The organism is Flavobacterium sp. AC274, assembly GCF_979258275.1.
This window is the reverse complement of record NZ_OZ409852.1, coordinates 4,481,216-4,504,746: the sequence shown is the minus strand read 5'-3', so window position 1 is coordinate 4,504,746 and position 23,531 is coordinate 4,481,216. Positions and strand designations below refer to the sequence as shown.

General features: G+C 31.8%; 24 protein-coding genes. 10 read left to right on the top strand and 14 right to left on the bottom strand.

Features of this window, described 5'->3' with window-relative positions:
- The first annotated feature begins 302 nt into the window (after positions 1 to 302).
- Positions 303 to 1,781, top strand: coding sequence for a catalase (locus ACZZZT_RS20450; RefSeq protein WP_463461728.1), 1,479 nt, complete (start codon positions 303 to 305; stop codon positions 1,779 to 1,781).
- Between the two features lie 396 nt (positions 1,782 to 2,177).
- Here the strand turns inward: ACZZZT_RS20450 and purU are convergent, their stop codons facing one another.
- The 8 genes from purU to ACZZZT_RS20410 form a co-directional block, all read right to left on the bottom strand.
- On the bottom strand, positions 2,178 to 3,032 hold the full coding sequence (purU, locus tag ACZZZT_RS20445; RefSeq protein ID WP_463461727.1) for a formyltetrahydrofolate deformylase: 855 nt from the start codon (positions 3,030 to 3,032) through the stop codon (positions 2,178 to 2,180).
- Positions 3,033 to 3,134: 102 nt separating this feature from the next.
- On the bottom strand, positions 3,135 to 3,854 hold the full coding sequence (locus tag ACZZZT_RS20440) for a DUF4197 domain-containing protein (protein ID WP_042566313.1): 720 nt from the start codon (positions 3,852 to 3,854) through the stop codon (positions 3,135 to 3,137).
- 212 nt (positions 3,855 to 4,066) lie between these two features.
- Positions 4,067 to 4,234 carry a hypothetical protein gene (locus tag ACZZZT_RS20435; protein ID WP_463461726.1) on the bottom strand — a complete coding sequence of 56 codons (168 nt, stop codon included), beginning with the start codon at positions 4,232 to 4,234 and terminating at the stop codon, positions 4,067 to 4,069.
- Complete coding sequence (locus ACZZZT_RS20430; RefSeq protein ID WP_463461725.1) at positions 4,228 to 4,578, bottom strand: hypothetical protein; 351 nt, start codon at positions 4,576 to 4,578, stop codon at positions 4,228 to 4,230. Before ACZZZT_RS20430 ends, ACZZZT_RS20435 begins: the two co-directional genes overlap by 7 nt.
- A 78-nt stretch (positions 4,579 to 4,656) precedes the next feature.
- Positions 4,657 to 5,079 carry a cytochrome c oxidase assembly factor Coa1 family protein gene (locus tag ACZZZT_RS20425; protein ID WP_463461724.1) on the bottom strand — a complete coding sequence of 141 codons (423 nt, stop codon included), beginning with the start codon at positions 5,077 to 5,079 and terminating at the stop codon, positions 4,657 to 4,659.
- Between the two features lie 171 nt (positions 5,080 to 5,250).
- Positions 5,251 to 5,592 carry a hypothetical protein gene (locus tag ACZZZT_RS20420; RefSeq protein ID WP_073393255.1) on the bottom strand — a complete coding sequence of 114 codons (342 nt, stop codon included), beginning with the start codon at positions 5,590 to 5,592 and terminating at the stop codon, positions 5,251 to 5,253.
- A gap of 238 nt (positions 5,593 to 5,830) precedes the next feature.
- Entirely contained in the window at positions 5,831 to 6,772 is a 942-nt protein-coding gene (locus ACZZZT_RS20415; RefSeq protein ID WP_463461723.1) for an SGNH/GDSL hydrolase family protein, read from the bottom strand.
- Positions 6,773 to 6,946: 174 nt separating this feature from the next.
- Positions 6,947 to 8,518, bottom strand: coding sequence for a L,D-transpeptidase family protein (locus ACZZZT_RS20410; protein ID WP_463461722.1), 1,572 nt, complete (start codon positions 8,516 to 8,518; stop codon positions 6,947 to 6,949).
- Positions 8,519 to 8,861: 343 nt separating this feature from the next.
- Between ACZZZT_RS20410 and ACZZZT_RS20405 the strand changes: the two genes are divergently transcribed.
- The 5 genes from ACZZZT_RS20405 to ACZZZT_RS20385 all read left to right on the top strand — a co-directional run bounded on the left by ACZZZT_RS20405 (position 8,862) and on the right by ACZZZT_RS20385 (position 14,875).
- On the top strand, positions 8,862 to 12,302 hold the full coding sequence (locus ACZZZT_RS20405) for a methylmalonyl-CoA mutase family protein (RefSeq protein ID WP_463461721.1): 3,441 nt from the start codon (positions 8,862 to 8,864) through the stop codon (positions 12,300 to 12,302).
- A 161-nt stretch (positions 12,303 to 12,463) separates the two neighbouring features.
- Positions 12,464 to 12,832 carry a hypothetical protein gene (locus tag ACZZZT_RS20400; protein ID WP_463461720.1) on the top strand — a complete coding sequence of 123 codons (369 nt, stop codon included), beginning with the start codon at positions 12,464 to 12,466 and terminating at the stop codon, positions 12,830 to 12,832.
- 261 nt (positions 12,833 to 13,093) lie between these two features.
- Positions 13,094 to 13,603 (top strand): hypothetical protein, encoded by a 510-nt coding sequence (locus ACZZZT_RS20395; protein ID WP_463461719.1) that lies wholly within the window; start codon positions 13,094 to 13,096, stop codon positions 13,601 to 13,603.
- 504 nt (positions 13,604 to 14,107) lie between these two features.
- Complete coding sequence (locus tag ACZZZT_RS20390) at positions 14,108 to 14,350, top strand: hypothetical protein (protein ID WP_463461718.1); 243 nt, start codon at positions 14,108 to 14,110, stop codon at positions 14,348 to 14,350.
- 3 nt (positions 14,351 to 14,353) lie between these two features.
- Positions 14,354 to 14,875, top strand: a complete 522-nt coding sequence (locus ACZZZT_RS20385; RefSeq protein ID WP_463461717.1) for a retroviral-like aspartic protease family protein — start codon at positions 14,354 to 14,356, stop codon at positions 14,873 to 14,875.
- 288 nt (positions 14,876 to 15,163) lie between these two features.
- Here ACZZZT_RS20385 and ACZZZT_RS20380 read toward each other — a convergent pair whose 3' ends face one another.
- On the bottom strand, positions 15,164 to 15,487 hold the full coding sequence (locus tag ACZZZT_RS20380) for a hypothetical protein (RefSeq protein WP_463461716.1): 324 nt from the start codon (positions 15,485 to 15,487) through the stop codon (positions 15,164 to 15,166).
- A 208-nt stretch (positions 15,488 to 15,695) separates the two neighbouring features.
- Here ACZZZT_RS20380 and ACZZZT_RS20375 point away from each other — a divergent pair, with 208 nt between their 5' ends.
- Positions 15,696 to 16,109 (top strand): helix-turn-helix domain-containing protein, encoded by a 414-nt coding sequence (locus tag ACZZZT_RS20375; protein WP_463461715.1) that lies wholly within the window; start codon positions 15,696 to 15,698, stop codon positions 16,107 to 16,109.
- Between the two features lie 75 nt (positions 16,110 to 16,184).
- Here the strand turns inward: ACZZZT_RS20375 and ACZZZT_RS20370 are convergent, their stop codons facing one another.
- From ACZZZT_RS20370 to ACZZZT_RS20355, 4 genes are all read right to left on the bottom strand, one after another.
- The gene (locus ACZZZT_RS20370) at positions 16,185 to 16,577 is read right to left on the bottom strand and encodes a secretion protein (protein ID WP_073393271.1); all 393 of its coding nucleotides are present in this window, start codon (positions 16,575 to 16,577) and stop codon (positions 16,185 to 16,187) included.
- Positions 16,578 to 16,933: 356 nt separating this feature from the next.
- Complete coding sequence (locus tag ACZZZT_RS20365; RefSeq protein WP_463461714.1) at positions 16,934 to 17,338, bottom strand: T9SS type A sorting domain-containing protein; 405 nt, start codon at positions 17,336 to 17,338, stop codon at positions 16,934 to 16,936.
- Positions 17,339 to 17,784: 446 nt separating this feature from the next.
- Positions 17,785 to 18,180, bottom strand: a complete 396-nt coding sequence (locus ACZZZT_RS20360) for a T9SS type A sorting domain-containing protein (RefSeq protein WP_302095280.1) — start codon at positions 18,178 to 18,180, stop codon at positions 17,785 to 17,787.
- Between the two features lie 455 nt (positions 18,181 to 18,635).
- A complete protein-coding gene (locus ACZZZT_RS20355; RefSeq protein WP_463461713.1) occupies positions 18,636 to 19,034 on the bottom strand; it encodes a T9SS type A sorting domain-containing protein in 399 nt (132 codons plus the stop codon).
- A 451-nt stretch (positions 19,035 to 19,485) separates the two neighbouring features.
- Between ACZZZT_RS20355 and ACZZZT_RS20350 the strand changes: the two genes are divergently transcribed.
- The 3 genes from ACZZZT_RS20350 to ACZZZT_RS20340 all read left to right on the top strand — a co-directional run bounded on the left by ACZZZT_RS20350 (position 19,486) and on the right by ACZZZT_RS20340 (position 22,248).
- Complete coding sequence (locus tag ACZZZT_RS20350; RefSeq protein WP_042563179.1) at positions 19,486 to 20,358, top strand: AraC family transcriptional regulator; 873 nt, start codon at positions 19,486 to 19,488, stop codon at positions 20,356 to 20,358.
- A 397-nt stretch (positions 20,359 to 20,755) separates the two neighbouring features.
- Positions 20,756 to 21,625, top strand: coding sequence for an alpha/beta hydrolase (locus ACZZZT_RS20345; protein WP_463461712.1), 870 nt, complete (start codon positions 20,756 to 20,758; stop codon positions 21,623 to 21,625).
- A gap of 89 nt (positions 21,626 to 21,714) precedes the next feature.
- Complete coding sequence (locus ACZZZT_RS20340) at positions 21,715 to 22,248, top strand: hypothetical protein (RefSeq protein WP_073393281.1); 534 nt, start codon at positions 21,715 to 21,717, stop codon at positions 22,246 to 22,248.
- A 71-nt stretch (positions 22,249 to 22,319) separates the two neighbouring features.
- On the opposite strand, the gene ACZZZT_RS20335 is transcribed toward ACZZZT_RS20340, so the two are convergent.
- A complete protein-coding gene (locus ACZZZT_RS20335; RefSeq protein WP_042563182.1) occupies positions 22,320 to 23,288 on the bottom strand; it encodes a TerC family protein in 969 nt (322 codons plus the stop codon).
- Positions 23,289 to 23,531: the final 243 nt, after the last annotated feature.

The following is a 23,531-nucleotide window of genomic DNA, read 5'->3' as shown; positions in this document are numbered from 1 at the left end:
AAACTTATATAAATAAAGAATGCCGGCATCTCGAAGACGCCGGCATCATTTAACTAACCAAAACCAAAATAATAAATAACCAGTTTATTACATTACAAAGATCAGACATATATGAATGTTCTGCTGTTAAGGTTTTGTTATTACTTTGTTGGACATAAGTTAAGATTTTTTAAGATCTCTGTTTTGAGGATTCTGTAACTATAAATAATTTTTGGTTATTAAAATATAGCGACAATCAATTTTTACTTATATAAATCGTAAGATTAGTTTGTATATTTGATAAAATATTAAATGTCAGCAACATGGAAACAAACAAAAAATTAACAACTGCAACAGGAACCCCTGTTCCGGACAATCAAAACATTCAGACTGCTGGTCCTCGCGGACCTGTTTTATTACAAGATTTTTGGTTTTTAGAAAAAATGGCGCATTTTGATCGTGAAGTAATTCCGGAACGCAGAATGCATGCAAAAGGTTCAGGTGCTTACGGAACTTTTACTGTAACTCACGACATTACAAAATATACAAGAGCCGACATATTTTCGGAAATTGGAAAAAAAACAGATATGTTTGTTCGGTTTTCAACTGTTGCAGGAGAAAGAGGCGCTGCTGATGCTGAAAGAGATATTCGCGGTTTTGCAATGAAATTTTATACAAATGAAGGAAATTGGGATTTGGTAGGAAATAATACTCCGGTTTTCTTTTTTCGTGATCCGATGAAATTTCCAGACTTAAATCATGCCGTAAAACGTGATCCAAGAACCAACTTAAGAAGTGCTGATAACAATTGGGATTTTTGGACATTATTGCCCGAAGCCCTGCATCAGATTACAATTGTAATGAGCGACAGAGGAATCCCGAGATCGTATCGTGAAATGCACGGATTTGGAAGTCATACATTTAGTTTTTTAAATGCTCAAAATGAAAGACATTACGTAAAATTCCATTTTGTGTCGCAACAAGGAATTGAAAATTTATCTGATGAAGAAGCTGCCTTGTTAGTAGGCGGTGACAGAGAGAGCCACCAAAGAGATTTATACGATGCTATCGAAGAAGGAAATTTTCCGAAGTGGAAAATGTTTGTTCAGATAATGAGCGAAGAGCAAGCTGCTACTTATCGTTTTCATCCTTTTGATTTGACAAAAGTTTGGTTAAAAGGAGATTTTCCACTTATCCCTGTTGGAGAATTCGAACTTAATAAAAATCCCGAAAATTATTTTGCAGAAGTAGAACAAGCCGCTTTTAATCCCGCCCACATTGTTCCGGGAATAAGTTTTTCTCCGGATAAAATGCTTCAGGCGCGTTTGTTTTCATACGGAGATGCCCATCGTTATCGTTTGGGTGTAAATAATTATCAAATTCCGGTAAACTCTTCCAGATGCCCTTATAATAGTTTTCACAGAGACGGAGCTATGCGCGTAGATGGTAATTTTGGAAGCCGCAAACATTATGAACCAAACAGTTTTGGCGAGTGGCAGGAACAGCCAGAATTTAAAGAGCCGCCATTAGCACTGCATGGTGATGCGTATGCGCATAATTTTAGAGAAGATGATGCAGATTATTTTACTCAGCCAGGCTTATTATTCCGTTTACTGACAGACGAGAAAAAACAATTGTTATTCAAAAATACTGCAGCGCAAGTAGGAGGAGCACAATTATTTATTCAGATTCGTCACATCAGAAATTGTTATAAAGCAGATCCGGCTTATGGAGAAGGTGTGGCAAATGCGTTGGGATTAACAATGGAACAAGTACATAGTTTTGCCGATCCAAGAGTTTAGGAAAAAGGTTCAAAGGTTCAGAGTGGCAAAGGTTCAAAGTTTTTTACTTTGTCTCAAAGTACCCGACATGTCTAAAAAGTTCCGGAGGAACGATTTATATTGTAGCCGGGGATTTTAATCCCTGTTAAAGGTGCACATTACGTTATATGTTTTCTTTAATCGAAATAACAAAAAACGAGATTATATTATTATAAATAAAACCCGACAGATTTTTAAAACCTGTCGGGTTTGCTATTTTAAAAGAAGCAAAGGCTCAGAGTTTGATGTTGACAAAGCTTTGCGAACTTTACTCAATATTATTTTTAAGTTCAAAGAATTAAAGAAAGCTTAGCGAACTTAGCGTAAATCTTTGCGCTCTTTGCGGTAAAAAAACTTAGTATCTCAGAACCTTAGTTCCTAAGAAAAAACAACAGTCTTATTACTATAAACCATTGTTTTACGTTCGGCATGTAGTTTTATGGCTCTTGCCAAAACAATACGTTCCAAATCACGTCCTTTCATGATAAAATCATCAACAGAATGTATGTGAGAAACCCTCGCAATATCCTGCTCAATAATTGGACCTTCATCTAATTCTGCCGTAACATAATGACTTGTTGCACCAATAATTTTTACACCACGCTTAAAAGCGGAATGATAAGGTTTTGCGCCTGGAAATGCAGGTAAAAACGAATGATGGATATTAATAATTTTATTCTCGTAAAGTGCGATCAAATTTGGCGTTATAATTTGCATATAACGTGCCAGTACAATAAAATTAATCTGATATTTTTTCAGCAGTTCTATTTGTTTGGCTTCGCCTTCTTCTTTATTATCTTTTGTAAAAGGAACACAATGAAACGGAATATCAAAACGCTCTGCTATCGATCGTAAATCATTATGGTTACTTATAATTACCGGAATTTCGACATTTAATTCTCCTGCGCTGTAACGGCCTAAAATATCAAAAAGGCAATGATCATACTTAGAAACAAACAAAGCCATTTTTGGTTTTTGTTCCTGATTGTACAAATCCCATGACATGTTAAAATCTGTTGCAATAGTTTGATTAAAATCTTCTTTTAAGCCTTCAATAGTAATGTGGTGATTTGTCAATTCACACTCTAATCGCATAAAAAATACATTTTGTTCTACATCAACATGCTGGTCAATGTAGGTAATATTTCCTTCTACTTTTGCAATAAAAGTAGTCACTGCGGCAATAATACCTTTTTGGTCTTTGCAATGAATCAGAATGGTAATTTTTTGCATTTTTTTGGTTGGTTTTTGATTAGTGACAAAGTTGCAAAGGTTCAAAGTGACAAAGGTTGCTTTGTACCTTTGCAACTCTGAGCCTTTGAACCTTCGGAAAAATTATTTCCCGTCCTGCATAGCAAACACGCTTTTCAATAAAGGCGTTGTTCTTGCACTAATGTTGTTACGGATATCTTTTTCTTCAACAGCAATCATTTTAAAAACACCAGACAAAGCCTGAGTTGTTGTATAATCTGTTAAATCAGGATTTACTTTTTTTACCAATGGAATTGTGTTGTACTTATTGATAATTTTTGTCCAAACTACATCAGCACCTACTTTTTCAAATGAACTTTTAATTACCGGATTAAATTTTCCGTATAAAGCTGTTGTTGTACTTCCTTGTAAATAAGTTGTTGCAGCACTGTCATTTCCAAGTAAAATATTTTTAGCATCTGTAAAAGACATATTTTTTACGGCTGATACAAATATTGGTGTTGCTTCTTTTACAGCATCTTCGGCAGCACGATTTAGCATTTTAACTCCTTCATCTGCCAATGAACTAAGACCAACTTTACGTAAAGTTGCATCGACTTTTTGTAATTCGGCAGGCATTAAAATTTTTACAGCTTCGTTTTTATAAAAACCATCAACTGCGGTTAATTTACTTACTTGTTGAGTAATTCCTTTATTTAAAGCTTCTTTTAATCCAGAAGCAATATCAACACTTCCGCTAGGTAATTGTGATGCCAATTGTGGCAATTGGTTTAGGGTTTGTTGTACTTGCGCACAAGAAGCAAGAGAAAATGTAACAATAGTCAATAATAAAATCTTTTTCATTAGATGGGGGTTATTTTAAGTTTCAAAAATACTACTTATTCAAAAACAAAGCCACAATTTTATTTCGGGAGCAGAAAGATTTTGTTTGTTTTTTTTAAGGTTCTAAGATTCTGAGATATTAAGATTCTGAGTTTTTACTATTCAGGTTGTTTGAATGATAAATTTTACGCATTATCTTAGCATCTTAGAACCTTAGTTCCTCAGAACCTTTACTAAGGCCAATACATTCTATGGCAATAATTATAATATTCTTTGCTCGAAATATATTTAGAATGCAAATCTATTATCGGGCGATTATTGGAATCGAATAATTTTATTCTGATTATTTGTTCCTTACTGTCATCTTTCATATCAATATTTCCCTCGGCATCGTCTAACACTTTCTTTTTTTGAGATATTCTTGTTTTTTCTCAACAATAAATTGGACTATTGCTTCATTTTGAGATTCTCTTTCACCGGCTAGTTTTCCATTGCTGTCAAAAGTTGCAATTTTTTGTAAATCATTATTTTCATAAATAAACAATTGATAGGCAATTCCGCCATGTAATATTTGTAGTTTATGATTAAGTACACGAAAGCGAAGTATCTGTTTTTTTGCATTTGTGTATTCGATAGAACCATTTCCTTGTGCATCAATATGATTATATAAAACTTTGTTTGGTTTTGAAAATTGCAAAATTCGATCTGTAAAACCATGATATTTGGCATCAGACTGTGCGAACAATAAAGTGTTTTGAAAAAGGAATAAACAGAAAAGGCAAAATAATCTCAATTGTAATAATTTTAGGGGTTATAAAAGGATTTATTTCTGTAATAAATTAATCTCTTCTTCGGTTTTTTCAATATAAACAGACAATTCATTGTATTTCCATTTTCCTCTTTTAGTGGCAACTACAAATAAAGTTCCTGTTCCTTTAGATCCTTTTATGGGAATTTGTATGTCACAGTTTCCGGTATTATTGCTTACATTAATACTGCCCGAAACCATTCCGTCTGATTCAATTTTATTCCCTAATTTTTCAATCACTAATTTATTATTTTGTGCTTCTGTCATTGCACCTTTGTAAGCATCAGAATCTTTCATTATGGAGGTTACTCCAAAGAAAATCCCTGCTATAAACAAGCCAAAAAGCACTAAAATACTTAAACATCCTGTTGGTACAAACCATTTCCAGTTTCGGGTAAACCAGTCTTTTTTAATATGTTCGCTATTTGAATCTTCCATAGAATCTTTAATTTTTTTTGCTGGGTAATAAAAAATAAATGTATGGAAATTTATTAGATTTAACGGATCATTTTCCTCCTCATTATTTTACAAAAAGAAAAATCCCATTACTAATTAAAGCAATGGGATTTACCAGTAGGATTTTTGTGTATATTGAATTAAAATTAAAATTTATACGTATTGTAAGCAATATAAATTAGGGTTATAAACAGGATTCATTTGTTTTAAATCGGCTAAAATGTTGTGAGTATAAACTCTACCGCCAATTGCTAAATAAAATAAAGATTTGGAAACATAAAAGGGTCTTAAGGGCAACGTACGCCAGGCGTTTTTTAAATTTTTCAGGAAATGTCTTAAACTGTACTTGAATACTTTTTCTTCCGGACGAACAAAATAGATAGTCGAACTTTTAGTTTTGGTCATCAAGTTTGGAAACATTACAAATCTTCCGCCTTGTTGAAGTAACATATTTATTTCAAAAAGTGATAATCCTTCGATATTTTCTGTTTTCATGATAATTAATTTTAGTGGTATTATTATGATGCAAATTTCCGTCGATTTTTGAATTTAATTATCCTCTAAGAGGTTTGAAATTAACAAGTTAGGCTTTTTTTATTCTGAAGGATACATTTGTAGTAAATAGATTACAAGATGTTGTTGCTGATTAAAAATATAGATATAGAAGAGCAAAAAAATAGTTACTAGTAAGCCTTCAAACTTTTTTTTATTGAAAATTCAATAAAAATTGCAATTAACGATTATTGAAGGCTATTTCTTTTAAGGCTTCGGGATTGCTAATTGCCTTAGTAACTTCTTGTTTTCTCATTGAATCAAAATATCCAGTTCCTGTAATTAACAGAAGTTTTTTTGGAATGATTGGTTTTTGATCAAAAATGGTAGCATAAAGCAAAGTTGACTGTAGAAAACCACCATCGTTTAAAAGATGGAGCGTATGTTTTCCATAGCGCAGATTGTCTTTGTTGTCAACCAGATATTTATAACCGTTTTTACCATCGTAAGCATCTTTAACTGCATCACCAACTCTTAATAATCCTGCGTTTTTTATAAAGCCCATAACTGAAATGGCATTTTTACGCATCCTATCATGATTTTCCAGGTAATCAGAATCAGTATAAGAGACAGGCGGAATTCCCTGATAAATATACACGGCGACATCTGGACTGTTTTTATGTATTTTTTCGACAATCATTTTTACATTCGCTTTATAATTTTCTATATCAGATAAGGCTATGTCAGTTGCCTCCTGAACAACTACATAATCGTAATAATTGCCATCTTTATCTTTATTAGAAAATTTTTGATTAGCTTCTGTTTTGTTTGTAGTATAAACTTTTTGTAATGAAACGCCAACTGTAATTAATTGGTCAACATTCATTCGTTGATTATTGGCTCTGCAAAATTCTTCAAACATTATTGGAGCGCTTACAAAATATTCTGTTTGGCTGTTTCCTATAAACAATATACGTTGAGGTGCTTTTGTTTCTGGGGGTTTAGGATGTGGAATGTTTTTTTCAGATGTTGTTTTAGGTGAAGTATATTTATTGCAGGAAATAAAAAAATAGCTGCAATGCTGAAAATTAATATGTGTTTTTTCATTTTTAAACCAATTAAAAGTACTTTCAAATATTTTGTAGAAAATACCTGCAAAGATCTTTTTAATGGGTAGGATCAATTAGCTATAAAAGTTTTAAAATTTGTGTTTTAAGACAATCTTTTATTCGATAAATAATTAAAAATAAAAACAACAAAAATAGCTTCTTGTTACCCTTCCAAAAAATCAATTTCTAAAAGGTGTAACAAAAAGCTATCTTTAGTTAAAATTTAAGTCTACGCTGACTAATAAATATTATTTAATGCCAACGGCTTCTTCAGTATGCAAAATTTTGTCCAATTCATTATCTCTTTCATAAACATCCTGATAGAAACCAACTTCACCATTTTCATTTACCAATGAAGTAAAATAACTAATGTAGATTGGCACTTTTTTAGATAATTTAAAACTGTTTTCTTTTTGGCCATCCATAGCTTTATCAATTTTAGCAGGAGTCCATTCCGGGTAATCTGCAAGCATTGCAACCGCTAATTCTTTTGCTTTTTGTACATTTATACAACCATGGCTGAAAGTTCTTTTTTCAAAATCAAACAAAGTTTTAGATGGTGTATCATGCATATAGATATCATCCGGGTTTGGAAACATGAATTTTACCAATCCTAAAGAGTTGTCCGGACCTGGTTTTTGTCTTACCTGACCATTTACTATTTCCATATTTTTTTCAGCCAGATAATTTTTATCTTCAGCCATTTTACTTTTTAATTCATTGTTCACAATACTTTGCGGAATCGTCCAATATGGACTAAAAACAATTCTGTCAATTTCACCATTAAAAATGGTTGTTTTAGTTAATGGCGCACCAACAAATACATTCGAGGTCAATTGTATCTTTCCATTTTTAACATAAACTAATTCGTAAGAAGGAATATTTACCAAAACATATTCATCGCTGCTGGCAATTTGAGCCGAAATAGCGCGACATCTTTCCATGTTAAGTTTTAGCGTTTCCATTTTATCAGAAAGCGGCACATTCATTTCTTTAATATGTTCTTCTGCTAAAATATAGTTGGGTTTAAACCCGTTGCGAACTTTATATTTCATTACGGCATCCATCAGTTCACGATCGTAAACATTACTTTTAGAATCATTTTTTAAATCTCCTAATAAATACAAACGAGTTCTCACTTGTGCTATAGTGCTGGAAACAGCATCGGGACGCAAATCTTTATAAGGCACTTCTTCCGGAACAATAGGTTTCCATTTGTTTGATCGGTCTAATTTTTTATATTTTTTAAGAACGTCTTGTAATTTGTAATATTGATCATATTCTACCTTAACATTTTCTGTTGTTGAAGCAGTTGCCTGTTCGATAGTGCTATAGTTAAGGAAATCTTTTAGCGTATCATTATAGGATATTTTTTTCTTAGAATCTGAATTATTTTTTTGAGTATAAATAACATATAAAGAACTTAAGAGCATATCAGCATCTATTTTAGATAGTTTTGTTTCAGATGAAGAAAAAAGCTCGTCAATTTCTTTTTGATATGGAATATTCAAATCATTTGTTTTTTTTGCTTTTTCGTATAATACAGAACCAAATTCATTGATCTGATCTTCATCAAACCAAATTGTTCCCAAGGCTCTTTTTTTGTACAAAGACATGATATCAGATTTATACTTTTTTAAGTCCGAATATCTTTTAAAGAATTCCTTTGATAGCTTCTCCAGATTATCAGTATCTGAATTGTAAACAGCTGCAATATTTGTGGTGTTTTTAGAAGAATTAATGTCTTTTTCTGCTCTGTTAAAAGAAGATAGAAAAAAACTTGCAGCTATAATTAGTGATAGTGGATATAATGTTTTCATTGTGTTTAAAATTTTTACGTTAATTACTTGACGGTAAAAGTTTTGGGTAAAAATTTGGGGGATTTTTTACATTGCTAAATTACTTCAGTATGCTGGTAAACAGTTTGTTATATTAAATTTAAATCTTTCAAGATTGCCATGTTATTAACATTTTTATAAGACTTATATAAGATAAATACGATAGATATAAAAATTGTTACCCTTTGTGTGTGAAATGTTAAGTGTGAAATATGAAATGAAAAGAAAATGAGGAATGGATTTTTTTATTAACATAAAGCTTCAGGTATAAACAAATATTAAAATATTTTGTAAATTGCTCCCTTAAAATTATCATATTCATAAAATGGAACAACAAATACCATATATTCCTAAAAATAAAGTAAGAATTGTTACTGCTGCATCTCTTTTTGACGGACATGATGCTGCGATTAATATCATGCGACGCATTATTCAGTCAACCGGAGTTGAGGTAATTCACCTGGGACATGACAGAAGTGTTGAAGAAGTGGTCAATACCGCCATTCAGGAAGACGCCAATGCTATTGCCATGACATCCTACCAAGGTGGGCACAATGAGTACTTTAAATATATGTATGACTTGCTTCATGAAAAAGGAGCGGGGCACATCAAGATTTTTGGCGGTGGGGGCGGAGTAATCCTTCCAAGCGAAATTTCTGAATTACATGAATATGGAATTACAAGAATTTATTCTCCTGATGATGGCCGTTCTTTGGGTTTACAAGGAATGATCAATGATTTGGTAGAACGTTCTGATTATCCTATTGGAGATAAACTAAACGGAGAAATCGATCACATCGAAAATAAAATCCCAACGGCTATTGCGCGATTAATTTCGGCAGCAGAAAATTTCCCTGAAATTGCAAAACCTGTTTTTGATCAAATTCACCAAAATAATGCCGATTCTAAAATTCCTGTTTTGGGAATTACCGGAACGGGTGGAGCCGGAAAATCATCTTTGGTTGACGAATTGGTTCGTCGCTTTTTAATTGATTTCCCGGAAAAAACAATCGGATTAATTTCTGTCGATCCTTCGAAAAGAAAAACCGGAGGTGCGCTTTTAGGAGACAGAATCCGTATGAATGCCATAAATAATCCACGAGTTTATATGCGTTCACTGGCAACGCGTCAGTCAAATTTGGCATTGTCTAAATATGTTGCCGAAGCAATTCAGGTTTTAAAAGCCGCAAAATACGATTTGATTATTCTGGAAACTTCAGGAATTGGGCAATCAGATACCGAGATTATGGATCATTCTGATGTATCCTTATATGTAATGACACCGGAATTTGGAGCTGCAACACAATTAGAGAAAATCGATATGCTTGATTTTGCTGATTTAGTAGCTTTGAATAAATTCGATAAAAGAGGTGCACTTGATGCGATTCGTGACGTTAAGAAACAATACCAGCGCAATCATAATTTATGGGATAAAAATCCGGACGAAATGCCGGTTTTTGGAACCATTGCTTCGCAGTTTAACGATCCTGGAATGAATACGCTTTACAAGGCGATTATGGATAAAATTGTCGAAAAAACAGATTCAAATCTAGTTTCGACTTTTGAAATCACGCGAGAAATGAGCGAGAAAATCTTCGTGATTCCGCCACACAGAACGCGTTATTTATCTGAAATTGCAGAGAACAACAGAAGTTATGATGAAAGTGCGCTTTCGCAGCAAAAAGTAGCGCAGAAATTATACGGAATCTTCAAAACAATAGAATCTGTTTCAGGAAAAATTCCACAAATTACAAAAGCTGGGATTGACGATTCAACAGTTTTGCCAAGCGCAACCGAAGCACATGATGAAAATAGAATCTTCCTTAACCTTTTACTAAATCAGTTCGATAAAGTAAAAATGGATTTGGATCCGTACAATTTGGAAATTATCCTGAATTGGGACGAGAAAGTAAACAAATACAAAAATCCGGTTTACTCGTTTAAAGTTCGTGATAAAGAAATCAAAATCGCGACACATACCGAAAGTTTATCGCACATCCAGATTCCGAAAATAGCTTTGCCAAAATACGAAGCCTGGGGCGATATTTTACGTTGGAATTTACAGGAAAATGTTCCCGGAGAATTCCCGTTTGCTTCGGGATTATATCCGTTTAAACGAGAAGGCGAAGATCCGTCGAGAATGTTTGCGGGCGAAGGCGGACCGGAAAGAACCAACAAACGTTTTCATTATGTGAGCGCAGGATTGCCGGCAAAACGACTTTCAACCGCTTTTGACAGCGTAACTTTATACGGAAACGATCCGGATATTCGTCCTGATATTTACGGAAAAATTGGAAATGCCGGAGTTTCGATTTGTTGTCTGGATGATGCTAAAAAACTGTATTCAGGTTTTGATTTGGTTCATGCGTTAACCTCTGTAAGTATGACCATAAACGGGCCAGCGCCAATGTTGTTGGGCTTTTTTATGAACGCGGCAATCGATCAGCAATGTGAGTATTATATTAAGGAGAATGATTTAGAAAAAGAAGTTGAAGCGAAAATCAACAAAATATATAAAGAAAGCGGATTAGAACGTCCTAAATATCAAGGTGATTTACCGGAAGGAAACAACGGTTTAGGATTAATGCTTTTGGGCGTTACCGGAGATCAGGTTTTGCCTTTGGAAGTTTATAATGAAATAAAAGCCAGAACATTATCACAAGTTCGTGGAACCGTTCAGGCTGATATTTTAAAAGAAGATCAGGCGCAAAATACCTGTATTTTCTCAACTGAATTTGCGTTGCGATTAATGGGCGACGTTCAGGAATATTTTATTACTAAAAACGTTCGTAATTTTTATTCCGTTTCAATTTCAGGATATCATATTGCCGAGGCAGGAGCAAACCCGATTACACAATTGGCTTTCACGCTTTCAAATGGTTTCACTTACGTGGAATATTACTTAAGTCGTGGCATGAGCATCAACGATTTTGGACCAAATTTATCATTCTTTTTCTCAAACGGAGTTGATCCTGAATATTCGGTTATTGGTCGTGTGGCACGTAAAATTTGGGCAAAAGCCATGAAAAACAAATACGGAGCCAACGAAAGAGCGCAAATGTTGAAATATCATATTCAGACTTCTGGACGTTCGTTACACGCACAGGAAATTGATTTTAATGATATTAGAACGACTTTGCAGGCTTTGTATGCGATTTATGACAACTGTAATTCATTGCACACCAATGCGTATGATGAAGCGATTACAACACCAACAGAGGAATCTGTGCGTCGTGCTATGGCGATTCAGTTGATTATTAATAAAGAATTAGGTTTAGCGAAAAACGAAAACCCAATTCAGGGATCGTTTATCATCGAAGAATTGACAGATTTGGTAGAAGCAGCCGTTTTACAGGAATTCGACCGAATTACAGAACGTGGCGGAGTTTTGGGTGCAATGGAAACGATGTACCAACGTTCTAAAATTCAGGAAGAAAGTTTGTATTACGAAACCTTAAAACACAACGGTGATTTCCCAATTGTGGGTGTAAACACTTTCTTGAGTTCAAAAGGTTCTCCAACGGTAATTCCGGCAGAAGTAATTCGCGCCACCGAAGAAGAAAAACAATACCAAATTACAATGCTGGATAATTTACACCAGTTTCACGAAGCAAAAGTAAATGAGCATTTAAATAAACTGCAAGAAGCCGCCATTAAAAACGAAAACTTATTTGACCATTTAATGGAAGCTACAAAGGTTTGTTCGTTGGGGCAGATTACTTCGGCTTTGTTTGAAGTTGGTGGGCAGTATAGAAGGAATATGTAATTTTTACGGTTTTGTAGATTTTAGAAAACCTCTCAGAAATGGGAGGTTTTTTGTTATAAGTATTAAAAATGTTGTGCTTTATGGTTTTTCTCAATTTTGAAGGACAATCTTTATATATATTAGCTGACGTTTTAGAAGATTACAAATTAAATATTTATTAGATGGGTACTTTAAGGCTTATAATCGAATGTGATGACTGTTCAAAAAAATATAGAGTGAGATATGGACTCGGAAATAATTACCCTCAAAAAGCAAGTTTTAATTGTAAAGATTGTTCAAAGTTAATTGAATTAGGATATAAAGATTATGAAGATGGTTTTATTAATGGAGCTCAGTTTTTACATGATGAAAATTTAGTTAATGATGGTACTCTTACAGTTCAAAATCTTCATCCTGAAATAGCCACTAATAAAGAAAATGAAAATGATCCATACGTTTTTCAAACAATGGAATTATTTGCAAAACTTAATAAAAGTAAAATTGATATTAATGATTTTAAAGAAGAGCAATTTGTAATAAATCTTTTTTAGATCTTGGGATCTTATTGAAAAGCAACTTAGAGTTATTTCTACTAAGGATGAATTAAAACTAAAACAAATTTTTAAAATCAATTTAAAACAGTTTTCCTTTAATTTTGATAAATGGTCAAGCTTGTATCTAAAAGGCTATCAGTTGAATAATCTTATCAAAGTTGAGGAAGAGTTTTATGCAATTGATAACGCAGAAATTATTAATTATATAAAAGAAGAAAAACAGTTTTTAAAAAAATATATAATCTCTGCCACACTTACATGAGTTGTCGTGATCAATTGCAGTCGGCAATCTTCAATTTAAAATATAATTTAGATATTGAAAATGAATCCGTAGTAAATGTTAACTGGGATGAAATAAGTAAAGTATATGGAGATTTATATGAAATTATTGGCGACTTGTTTATTATTCCGACCATGATAAATAATGTAAGAGATGGAAGAAAGTTTAATGAGTTTAGTTCACAAGGTTTTGATTTGAAAAAGTATCTGGAAACAGACAAAGCAAATAGAGGAAAAAATTTTGAGAACAATAGTAATTTATCCTATTTACTTATAAGCTATCATTCCTGGTTAAGAAATGGGACACATCATAATAATTCAACTTTGGATATTGAGAATAATGAAATTGAATTAGGCATTGGTAAAGGTGGAGGAATAGCTAAAAAAATTAAGTTGGTAGAATATGTTAAATGTTGCAATGAGTTGTTTGGTATTGGGCTTTATATTGCAATGATGATTATTAATATTAAAAGTATCGATAAACCTTAAATATTAAAAATTTAATGGATAGAATAGAACCCAGCTCTTCAAAGTCTTCATTCGTAAAATTTGACGATCGCTGTGCGAAGTCTCCCGACTTCGTACCCACTCCAATAATCTACAAAGAGAATAAAAATAAATTTGGAATGAAATATAGCAACGTGTATGAAGTCAGGAGACTGCGCACAGTAAAGTAATGGTAACTAATGATGTAAAAAAGTGTAGATTAAGAAGATTTGTAATCAATGATATATAAAGGGTTTGAGTGGTTAAATTTAAGTTATTGAAAATTTTAAATTCTCCTAAAATAAATTTATTGGAAATAATTTGGAAAAAGAAACTTTTGATTAGCTGTTGTATTGTAAAATTCATTAGTTTTGATTTGTAAAGAATTCATTTATTGTATTTTATCAAGTAAAAAAATATGTTGCAATGTCTTTAAAATGTTGTATCTTTATAAGAATTAATTATGTACATTTGCACTCTTTTTAGAAAAGACTATATTTATATATTATGTTAGACAAAGAATTTGATTTTTATTTAGCCAATCAGAAGGATTTACTTATTAAGTATTTGAATAAATATTTAGTGATTAAAGACGAAATGGTTGTGGACGCATTCGATACAAAAGAAGAAGCGTATGACTTTGCTACATCAAAATTTACGTTAGGAACATTTTTGATTCAACAATGCTTACCTGGTGATTTAGGCCATTCGCAAATTTTTCACTCACAAGTTGTCTTTGCTAAAATCTAATATATGCCAATATCTGCTGTAACGGTAAAGTCAAATGTTGGCTTATTAAATCAACTTACCTCTATTGTTGAAATTAATGTACCAAATACTACTACAAAAAATGAATATAAAGCTATTTGGGATACTGGAGCATCTGGTACAGTTATTACACAGCGTATAGTAGATAATTTGGGACTTGTTCCGACAGGGATGTGTATGGCTTACACAGCTAATGGTCCCACTAGGCAGAGCACTTATATTATAGATATTTCATTAAGTGACGGTATAACAATCAAAGATGTAACTGTATCTTGCGCTACTAGTTTTAGTGGGGGAAGTGATGTTTTAATCGGTATGAATATTATATCTCAGGGTGATTTTTCGATCACAAATCTAAACGGTCTTACCTGTATGTCTTTTAGAAAGCCCTCTCTACATGAAATTGATTTTTGTAAAAACCCTAAAATGAAAGCAAATTCAAATCCAAATAGAGGAAATAATAATACTCCCAAAAAAAGAAAAGAAAATAATTTCTTATTTAAATAATTTAATTAAGTATATAAGAACTTTGTTTTTATTAATTTTTCCCGTCCACCTTGTTCATTAATAAAAATCGTGAACAACGTGAACATGAACATTTTATTTGTTGAAGTATTTAGATACTGCACTTAATGAGATACCTAACTCATCTCTAATTTGTCTCTGTGTTTTCCCACTAGCACTTAATTCTTTTATTTTTTTCAATAAGTTCCCGCTCGTTAACATCACTGTGCACACGAGCGGGACGCTCGCGTCAGCAAAATAGCAATATTTAATTGAAAGAGGGTTTTCCATTCACTCAAACTCCCCACCAAGCATCTCATTAATTTCAGTTATCAATTCAAATTCATCTGTAGGAAACAGTTCTAAAACCATTTCTAAAATTAGCCCGACATTAATAGGTGAATATTTTGTAGTTTCCGGTTTATGTGCATCATAATCTAATGCTATAATGCATAACTTTAGAATTTCGGTAATTGTTGCTGCAAGTTCATAATAATTTAGCATGTTTATTTTAGCCGTGTAAGTTCCTTTTTTGTCAGGAGATGGCGTTAGCGTATTGCAATATCGGGCAGTTAATATTTTTAGATTCTCTAGTTTTTTAATTTCATTTTCCATGGCGTGTATGTTTTTAAATTGTATCGATTAATCTTTTACAATTTCACTTTTCAAAATATATTATAGAAAGAAAAATCGTACTTTTGTTTGACTCGGCGAAGAAAGCAATAGATTGTACGGTACCAAATCATTTTTTGCCGTATTGTACAGCGCTAAATATGTTTTTTACATTTTGCCGGTTATGACACTTAATTATTATCTTTGAATTATGAGCACACTAACAAAACCAAATCATATAGGGCGAAAAATAAGCCGTATTCGTGAACTTCGAGATATGAAACAGGAAGCTTTGGCACAGGCTTTAGGAACCAACCAACAAGCAATTTCGGCTATAGAAAATAGCGAAACTATTGATGAAGAAAAATTGATTGAAGTTGCAAAAGCACTTGGTGTAACAGTTGAAGCCATTAAGAATTTTTCGGAAGAAGGAGTGATTAATTATTTCAATAGTTTTAATGAAGCTGTAAACAATAGCCATTTTGGAAATAATAATAATTGTACTTTTAATCCATTAGATAAATTAATGGAAACGGTTGAAGAAAATAAAAACCTTTACGAACGTTTGCTTCAGGCAGAAAAAGATAAAATCGAATATTTAGAAAAATTATTAAAAGGGAAATAATATTTTTAACTATTATTCATAAAAATAAAAAAGCATCAGCCGCGGCTGATGCTTTACGTTTGAGGCAAACAACGATTAACGACGAAATGCAGGACTTTCGTTTACTGACTCATCTAGCACAACTGTTTTTACCTTTTTAGTTGAAACTGTAATTTTGTGTTTTACTACTTTACCATTTTCGTTCAATTGTAAATAATAAGTTCCGGCTGGATAAGCCTCTAAACTTAAAGTTTTTGAAACCTCTAAATTGTCTTCATCAGAAGATGGAACTCCTGCATACAACAAAGTATTGTTTTCGCTTAAAATTGAAAAATTTGCTTTTTCAACGGTATTTAAAGTAAAGCTTACTACTTTTCCATTTCCGGTTTTTATATACAAGATATAATCTCCTTTTCCGTCAATTGCATAAGTAAAGATAGTTGTTAAAAATACGGCAACAACTAGGCCCATTTTGGTAAATTTTGTCATGTTTTTTTAAATTAATTATTAATCGTGGATGTGTAAAACTAACAAATACAATTTGAATTTTATGCAAAAAAATCTATTTTTTAAAGACATAAGTTGCTGAATTAAAACTCTTTCTGTGCTTTGTTTGAACTATGTACGTATTTGTTGGGGTTCTGGATGTTTTGTCCTGAACTTTTTTTTATGCCTCTTACAAGGCTTGTTTTCATTTATTAAGAATAATTTTTCAAAAAAAATGGAGTCGGTTTTTTTAGTAAAATTTAGGCATAAAAAAAACAGCTCAATATCCACAATGAGCTGTTTTTAAAACAATATCTTCAAATTAACTTCACAATTTTATACTAAATAGTATAACTTTTTTAGCGTGTTGCTACGCTTGTGTTTTTGGCAGAAAAACCTGCTTTATAAACTGATGAAACTGCTTTTGATGATAAAACATAAGTTCCGTCATTTATTGTAATTTCATGTCTCACTTTTTTTACATTATCTTCAATTTCTAAGAAGTAAGTTCCTTCCGGAAATTCTTCTAAACTAAAAGTTCTCAAAATTCCATCTTTACCAGAAGCGGTTTCAGAATAAATAAGAGTACCGTCTGTATCATAAATTGCTAATTTTGCTTTTTGTACTCTGTTAAGGGCAAACGTAATTAGCTTTCCATTTCCTTTTAATACATGAAGATTAAAATCCGCATTCCCATCGATTGCATAAGTACTCATTCCTGTAAAAAGTACTGCACATACTAAACTTAATTTTAAATTTTTCATAACATCAGTTTTTTTAGTTTATTAGCTTTAATTCTCTGATGCTAAATTACTTATGTAGTTGCTTTTTTCTCACAACTCTATTGGCTAATTTCGATGCTATATTCTCATTTACGAAACCGTTATAGGTTAAAATTTAAATTATATTTATCGGTTATGTTAATATGATAAATATTTTATAACATTTTGTTTAAAATTAGATATATTGTATTTTGATTTTTTCTTACAAATATAAAATGCCGGAAATAATCAAAACTGGTTTATAAAAGGCAAGAATTTACATAAAGCCGAATAAATAAAAGCTTTGTGCCTTGGTGTCTTCGAGGCAAAATATAAAGCATAAAAAAACAGGTCAATAACCACAAAGACCTGTTTTAAAACAATCACGTTTTTTACTTTACTAACTATCTAACCTCATTTTTATACTGTATGTAGAGTATAAAAGTTTTTTAGCGTACTGCTACGCTAGTATTTTTATCTGATGATTTGTATACTGTAGAAATTGCTTTTGAAGATAAAGTAGCGATAGCATTGTTTACAACAATTTCGTATCTCACTTTTTTTGCATTGTCTTCAACTTCAAGGAAATAAACTCCATCAGGAAAATCCTCTAAACTAAAAGTTCTTAAGATTCCTTCTTTACCTGAAGCAGTTTCAGAATAGAACTGATTTCCGTCCTGATCATAAATTGCCAGGTTTGCTTTTTGAACCTGATTAAGACCAAACGTTATTAATTTTCCATTTTTTAACACATGAAGGTTAAAATCGGCATTTCCATCAATTGCATAAGTACTCATTCCTGAAAGAAGCACTGCGCATACTAAACTTAATTTTAAATTTTTCATCGTATTAGTTTTTTAAATTAATAGTTCTAATTCTATGATGTAAAATTACTTTAGTATTACAGATTTTATCACAACTCTATTTGCCAATTTCGATGCTATATTCTCATTTACGAAACCGTTATAGGTTAAAATTTGAATTATATTTATCGTTTTTGTTAATATGGTTATTATTTTTTAATGTTTTGTTTAAATCATGGGAATGTAAATTTATTGTGATTTCTTACAAAAATATATTTGAGATTTTACCGCAAAGAGCGCAAAGATTTACGCATCCCGAAGCCTCGGGACGCAAAGCTTAATAATTAAACTTTGTGTCTTAGTGCCTTCGTGGCAAAAAAAGTATAAAACAAAAAAAACAGCTCAATAACCACAAAGAGCTGTTTCAAAACAAAAAATTGTTTTTTACTTTACTAACTATCTAACCTCATTTTTATACTGTAAAAGTATAAACTCTTTTAGCGTACTGCTACGCTTGTATTTTTATCTGATGACTTGTAAACTGAAGAAATTGCTTTTGGAGATAAAGTAGTAACATTATCATTTACAGTAATTTCATATCTTACTTTTTTTGCATTGTCTTCAATTTCTAAGAAATAAGTTCCGTTAGGGAAATCTTGCAGACTGAAAGTTCTTAAAATTCCATCTTTACCTGAAGCATTTTCAGAATAGAATAATGTACCTTCTTTATCGTATATAGCTAAACTAGCTTTTTGAGTTTGGTTTAAACCAAATGTAATTACTTTTCCGTTTTTCAATACATGAAGGTTAAAATCTTCATTTCCATCAATTGCATAAGTACTGATTCCTGAAAAAAGCACTGCGCATACTAAACTTAATTTTATAATCTTTTTCATGATTGTCTTTACTTTTAAATTATTAGTTCATTTCTGTGATGTAAAATTACTTCAGTTATCTGTTTTTTATCACAACTCTATTTTCCAATTTATGTGCTATATTCTCATTTACGAAACCGTTATAGGTTAAAATTTGAATTATTTTAGGTGTTTTAGTTAATTCAGTTATTATTTTTCAATGTTTTTTAAAAATTAACATTTTTACAGAACATGTAAAATTCTTACAATAATAGTATATATGTATTAAAAGAGAGAATTAAATACGATATATTGAAAAAAAGTCAATAAAAATATGGGTAGTGGAAAAAAGGGCTAAAAGCTGATAATTTTAAGTTTTGTAATTAGATCATTTTAATGCAATATCCTCAGTTACGAAACCGTTATAGGTTAAAATATGAATTATTGTAGGTGTTTTTGTTAAATTTGCTATTATTTTTTAAAGACTTTTATCATGAAGACAATCGCCCCAGCTCTCGAAGTGATATCCAACTCGTATGGAAGTTCTTTTACGTATACCAAACATGCTGAAAAGACGAACGTTAAGTCTCATTTGTGGCATTATCACCCGGAAATTGAATTGGTTTATATTAATGGTGGCGCAGGAAAGAGACAAATAGGTAGCCATGTTTCTTATTATACAAATGGCAGTTTGATTTTGATAGGTTCTAATTTACCTCATTGTGGTTTTACAAATGAACAAACAGGAAATGTAAATGAAACCGTGATTCATATTAAACCTGATTTTTTGGGTAGTGGATTTTTTGCAGCGCCGGAAATGAAAAAGGTTCAGAATATTTTGGCTCAGTCTAAAGGTGGAATCGCTTTTGGTGGAGAAACCAAAAAGAGAATAGGTAAAAAAATTGAGATGATGGATGATCAGCTTCCGTTTGAACGTTTGCTGACACTCCTGAGTATTTTAGACGAATTAGATTCATCAGAAGAATATACAATATTAAATGCCGATGGTTTTGCGATCGAATTAAATACGCAGGACAGTGATCGAATTAATGTGGTTTTTAATTACGTAAAAGATCATTTTCAGGAATCTATTGCTATAGATGAAGTTTCGAGTTTGGTAAGTATGACAACGCCTTCGTTTTGCCGATATTTTAAAAAAATATCAAACAAAACATTCACGGAGTTTGTTAATGAATATCGTTTGGTTCACGCCTCAAAACTTCTGGCCGAAAAACCAATAACAATCAACGAAGTCTGCTACGAAAGCGGATTTAATAATTTTAGTCACTTTAGTAAATCTTTTAAACAATATACAGGTAAAAGTGCGTCGCAATACCGTAACGAGCACAAGATTATTATTAAATAATTTTTTTGTTTGCCACGAATTGCACCAATTTTCACTAATCATCTAAATAGTGAATAATTTTAAAATACATAGAGACATAGATTCTTTCTTTGTCTAAATAAGTAAACAAGGCGTTTCACTTTGTAATAACACATAGTTATGTGTTTATACGCAAGTGAAACGCCTTTTGCAGTATTTTATGAATCTATGTTTCTATGTGTTTAAATAAAGACAACGAAATTAAATTAGTGAAAATTGGTGCAATTCGTGGCAAACAATTTTTAATCTTTACTCTGTGGTAGCAAAAAACATAGACTAAAGTTGATAATCAAACCTGTTGATAAACTAGTCGGATTTTTCATATATTTTATTCGGAAAAAGGTATATTTACAATCCCTAATCAGAAAAAAATATCAATATGAAAAACTTTAAATTCCTTGTATTTGCTGTATTCCTGTGTGTTTCTTCTATGAGTTATGCTGCAAAAGTAGATACATTGCAAATTGCCAGTACAGCAATGAGTAAAACCTATAAAGCTGCCATTGTATTGCCAAATTCTTATAGTAAAAGTAAAACTGCTTTTCCGGTAATGTATTTATTACATGGTGCTTACGGTCATTTTAGCGATTGGTTAAAAAACACTCCAAACAAAAAATTGGTTCAAAGCTTATCAGATCAATACAATATAATTATCGTAATGCCCGAAGGAGAAACTTTTAGTTTTTACTTAGATAGTCCGGTAAATAAAGGGAGTCAGTTTGAAACTTTTATTACACAAGAAGTGATTCAGAAAGTAGATAAAACATACAGAACAATTAGCAATAGAAACGGAAGAGTTATAACCGGACTTTCTATGGGCGGACACGGTGCTTTGTATTTATCTGCCAAACATCCCGATTTATTTTGCGCTGCCGGAAGTATGAGCGGAGCAGTAGATATGAGTGTAATGTTAAACAGAGATTCTTCTGCACAAGTTGTGAAATTAATGCAGCCCGTTTTTGGAGACAAAAGTGATAGTTCTGAAATGTATGAGCGTTATGCGGTTATCAATATGCTCGATAAAATAAAAGCAAACAAATTACCTTTAATAATAGATTGCGGTGTTGATGATTTTTTAATAGAACCCAATAAAGAATTACACCGAAGATTGGTATATAATAAGGTAGAGCATGACTACACAGAAAGACCAGGAGCACACACTTGGGATTACTGGGAAAATTCATTGCCATATCACGTATTATTTTTTAATAAAATTCTGCTTAAGAATCAGTTGGTTGCAAAAAAATAAGGAGATTTTTAACAAAGAATGATGTAAATATTTTTTTTGGTTTGATTTTTGAAATACCTTTATGTATATAACCATAAAAAATAAAAATTATGAAAAAGATATTTATACTTTTCGCAGTTGTTGGATTAGTTGCATTTTCAAGCTGTGAAGGAGATCAAGGGCCAGAAGGACCACAAGGGCCAGAAGGACCAGTTGCAGAAGTTTTTGAAGTGCAAATGGACTTTAATACGGGCAATAATTTTGGAAAAACGTTTCCTTTAAGTCCAAAGATATATTCAGGTGATAATTTATTAGTTTATGAATTAGTAAATACTAATAATGGTATTGACACTTGGGCACTATTACCGCAACTTTATTATTTTGCAAATGGTACTGCTCAATACAATTATGAATTCTCTTTTGATCAGTTTTCTATATTGATTGACGCTAGTTTTCCTTTGACTCAGTTACCATCTAGTTTTACGACAGCGAAAATTTTTAGAGTTGTTATTGTTCCTGGAGATGATGGAGTAAATACAGGAGGGCCAAATTCAAAATCAATAAATAAAGCAGATTATTCAGATTACAATACTGTAATTAAAAAGTATAATATTGATGACAGTAATGTTAAAAGAATCAACTAATTATTAGTTTGTAAATAAGAAAAAAGGAAATCGTAAGATTTCCTTTTTTTATGAATATATGTCTCAAAAAATTATTCCTGATCTAAATCTGTTAATTCTTTTTCTTCTCCAAATTTAAGAGAAACCAAGATTCCAACTAAAAGAGATAGCGCGATAAATCCTAAAGAAGCCCATTCCGGAACGTGAATCCAATCGTGAAGCAACATTTTTAATCCAACGAAACTTAAAATTGCGATTAAGCTGTATTCTAAATAACTGAATTTTGCCAACATATTTGCCAGGAAAAAGTACATAGAACGCAAACCTAGAATAGCAAAAATATTCGAACTAAATACTAAAAACGGATCTGAGGTAATAGCCAGAATTGCCGGAACACTGTCTACGGCAAAAAGCACATCCATGACTTCAATTACAATCAAAGCAACGAATAGAGGAGTAGCCGCTTTTTTTCCTTTTTCGGTTAAAATGAAGAATCTCTCTTTATCAAATTCAGAAGTAATCGGAATCACTTTTCCTAAAGCTTTATAAATAAAAGAATCTTTTGGATGAAAATCTTCATCATCACCAGAAAATAACATTTTTATCGCTGTAAATAATAAGAAGGCACCAAATAAATAAGTTGTCCACGTAAATTTATTGATTAGCATAACTCCGAAGAAAATCATTAATCCGCGGAACACTACGGCACCAATAATTCCCCAGAATAAAACGCGGTGCTGGTATTTTTGTGGTATTTTGAAAGAAGCGAAAATAATAGCAATAACAAAGATATTATCAACACTTAAAGAAAGTTCAATTAAATAACCTGTAATAAACTTCATAGAAGCAACTGCAGGTTTTAATCCGTCAGGGTTTGCAATATAATCTGTAGTATAAAGCCAGTAGATTACTCCGGAAAATAAAAATGAAAGTGTAACCCAGATCAGGGTCCATTTGCTTGCTTCTTTGGTACTAATAATATGAGGGTTTTTATTGAAAACTCCCAAATCTAAAGCAAGAATAAGTACAACGCCTACTAAAAATAAAATCCAAACCATTATAAGATAATTTTTAAATGATTTACAAAGATAAGTTTTGATGTTTAACTTAAAAATTAATTATTAGAAAATAACTTTCAATTTTAGTTAAGATTTAGGTGTTTTATGTCGCAATGGATTTGTGAAGCTAAACCCGACAGGTTTTTAAAACCTGTCGGGTTTAATTGCTCGTAAATCTTTGTCGATCAGCTAGTGTAATTTCTCGTTCCTCGCAATGACAAAATCAGCAAAAACATTCTTATGAAA